Source organism: Bradyrhizobium sp. MI1.7, assembly GCF_055811795.1.
The window spans coordinates 47,899-50,684 of the sequence record NZ_JBVVPO010000061.1; the positions used below are offsets into that span (position 1 = coordinate 47,899).

The 2,786-nt window shown below is 63.7% G+C and carries 2 protein-coding genes; one reads left to right on the top strand and one right to left on the bottom strand.

Annotated features, from left to right (window positions below; all coding sequences use genetic code 11):
• Nucleotides 1–76 precede the first annotated feature (76 nt).
• Nucleotides 77–1,627 carry an ABC transporter substrate-binding protein gene (locus tag AC0L3X_RS36505; protein WP_063980796.1) on the bottom strand — a complete coding sequence of 517 codons (1,551 nt, stop codon included), beginning with the start codon at nucleotides 1,625–1,627 and terminating at the stop codon, nucleotides 77–79.
• Nucleotides 1,628–1,842: 215 nt separating this feature from the next.
• Here AC0L3X_RS36505 and AC0L3X_RS36510 point away from each other — a divergent pair, with 215 nt between their 5' ends.
• Nucleotides 1,843–2,481 carry a TetR/AcrR family transcriptional regulator gene (locus AC0L3X_RS36510; RefSeq protein WP_063980797.1) on the top strand — a complete coding sequence of 213 codons (639 nt, stop codon included), beginning with the start codon at nucleotides 1,843–1,845 and terminating at the stop codon, nucleotides 2,479–2,481.
• Nucleotides 2,482–2,786 lie beyond the last annotated feature (305 nt).

Genomic DNA, 2,786 nt, shown 5'->3' on the forward strand with positions numbered 1-2,786 from the left:
CCCCAACCCTCTCCCCGCATCCGCCTTCGTCGAGGCTTCGGCGGACAAGAGCGGGGAGAGGTGAAGAGGGCAGTCATCACTTGTCCAGCCATGCGTCCTTGAAGCCGTCATTGACGCCGATCCCCGTGGTGATCAGGTTCTTGACCTTGCAGCGGGTGATGGTCGGGAATTGCAGTTCGAGCATCCAGGCCACCGGCACGTCCTCGACCAGGATTTTTTGCGCCTTCTCGTAGATCTCCTTGCGCTTCGAGTCCGGCGTCGCGGTCGCGCCGTCGGCGAACAGCTTGTCGATCTCCGGGTTGGAGTAGCCCTCGACGTTGTTGAAGACCTGCCCCTTGGCGATGTTGCTGGAGATATAATTGCGGCCGACGCCGAGCGCGGGATCGCCATACTGGTAGAGATAGGTGAAGGCGATGTCGTAGTCCCAGTCGCCGATCTTCTGGTTGCCGCCGGCAACGTCGGTGGCGATCGTCTCGATGTTCATGCCGACGTCCTGGAGGTTCTGCTTCACGGCTTCACCCCAGCGCTGCCAGGTTTCGCCATAGGCGAGCGGCAGCAGGCGGATCTTCTCGCCCTTGTAGCCGGCTTCCTTCAGCAGCGCCTTGGCCTTGGCCGGATCGTAAGGGTATTTCGGCACGTCGTCGGTGTAGAACCTTATGGTCGAGGCGGACGGGCCTGTCGCCACCTTGCCGAGCCCGTTCCAGATCACGTCCTTGGCGAAATCGCGGTCGATCGCGAACATGATCGCCTGCCGCACCCGCTTGTCGGCGAGCGGACCCTGGCGGTTGTTGAGCCATAGCCAGGCGAGCGGCGAGAAGAACTCCCAGCCGGCGCCGGTGACGCAGGTGTCCTTCAGCTTGGACAGCCGCGGCACGTCGAAATTCTCGACCGAGCCGCCGGGCAGCACGTCGACCTTGCCGGTCTCGTACGCCACCGAGCGCGCGGCGGCGTCGGGAATGATCTGCCAGTAGATCTCGTCGAGATAGGGCTTGCCCTTTTCGTGGTAGTTCGGGTTCTTGACCAGGCGGATGAACGAGCCCTTCTGCCACTCCTTGAACATGAAGGGGCCGGTGCCGACCGGCGCGTTGTTGTAGGGGTTGGTCTTCCAGTCGGTGCCTTCATAGAGATGCTTCGGCACCATCGGCATCGAGCCGACCTCGAAGATGCCGAGGAACGGTCCGAACGGCTGCTTCAGCGTGAACACCACCGTATAGTCGTCCGGCGTCTCGATCTTGTCGACCTGCGCCAGATTGGTGCGGGCACGCGCATGCGTCTGCTTCAGCATCTCCATCGAGAACAGGACGTCGGCGGCGGTGAAGGGCTTGCCGTCATGCCAGGTCACGCCCTTCTTGAGCTTGAAGGTGTAGGTCTTGGCGTCCTCGCTGACGCTCCAGCTTTCGGCAAGCTCCGGCAGCGGCTCGAGCTTGGGGCTGTAGCGCAGCAGGCCCTCGAAGATGTTGCCCGAGACCATTTGAGTCGGGCCGTTCTGGACCTGCGCAAGCATCAGGCCGGGCGGCTCGGGCTGGATCACGGCGTTGATCACGCCCCCCGTCCTCGGCTCTTGCGCCAGCGCCGAGGCCGTGAGGCCGCAAGCCAGGAGGGCACCAAGCAACACTCGTTTTGGCATGTCGTATCTTTCTCAAGCGAGACCGGCCGAGAACGCTTCGCACGTCATGGCGCGCAAAGCTCCGGCCGGCCCATCCCAGTCCCCATCCGGTATCGAGGCTCACACAGTCTCATTCGGGGCCGCAAGATGAAAGTCTCGACAGTGTTCGCACAAAAAATGTACAGCGCGTCCTGTTTTCACTTGATTCATTGTCTTGTCACGGAGACAAGTCGGCCATGGACAATGCCAGCCGCTCCGAACGATCCCGTAACGCCGCACTCGAAGCGGCCATCGCGATCATCGCGCGCGCCGGGCCGGGCCGGCTGACGCTGGATGCGATCGCGCGCGAGAGCGGACTCAGCAAGGGCGGCGTGATGCATCAGTTCCGCACCAAAGAAGCGGTGCTGAAGGCGTTGCTCGACCGGCAGATGGCGCATTTCGAGGAGTTCGCCACCAGCACCATGGCAAAGGTGAGCGCGACCTCCGCGAATCCCAATCTGGCGACCCAGCTCGCGACCGTGCGCGAAGCGGCCACCTCGCCGAATTCTGCCGCGCTGGCGCTGGTTGCGGCCATGGTCGAGAATCCGAGCCTGATGGCGCTGCCGCGCGAGCGCGAGATGGAGAGGATGGCGGCGATCAGGGAAGAGGCCACTGATCCTGATCTCGCGATGCTGCGCTGGGCCGGCGCGATGGGACTCCTGCTGAGCTCGTTGTTCGGCATGTCACCGCTCAGCAAGGACGAGCACCAGCGGCTGTTCGCGCGTCTGCTCGACGACGCGCAGTGGACCGGCCTCGCGCAGCCGGGCGCCAAGCGCACCGCCAAATCCGGCGCGCCTTCGGCGGCAAAGGCCGCAACGCCGCGCAAGCGCGCCTGATTCATCGTTAACGATTTCCCGCCGATCGCTGCCCAAAGCCGCGCCTGCGGCCAAATGTGCCATGCCCGCGTTTTTGAACTTTACAAACCGTCTAGTCGGTTTTATAAATCGACACACTGAGACGACTCAAGGCTTCCGAGATGGCCCCGGACGAAGCCTTGGGTTGGCACTGGTGAGCGCCGCCCCCCCGGGTGGGGCCCGAACCGGCGGCGGTGGCCCCAGCCGGGGGCGCAAACCCCGAGAGGGGTGTGGGATTTATAGCACGATCGCCCAGCGCGGCGGGGTCTTTTAAACAACAACCCGCC

Coding starts and splice junctions, on each gene's coding strand:
- AC0L3X_RS36505 (WP_063980796.1), bottom strand. CDS start 1,627: ATGCCAAAACGAGTGTTGCTTGGTGCCCTCCTGGCTTGCGGCCTCACG.
- AC0L3X_RS36510 (WP_063980797.1), top strand. CDS start 1,843: ATGGACAATGCCAGCCGCTCCGAACGATCCCGTAACGCCGCACTCGAA.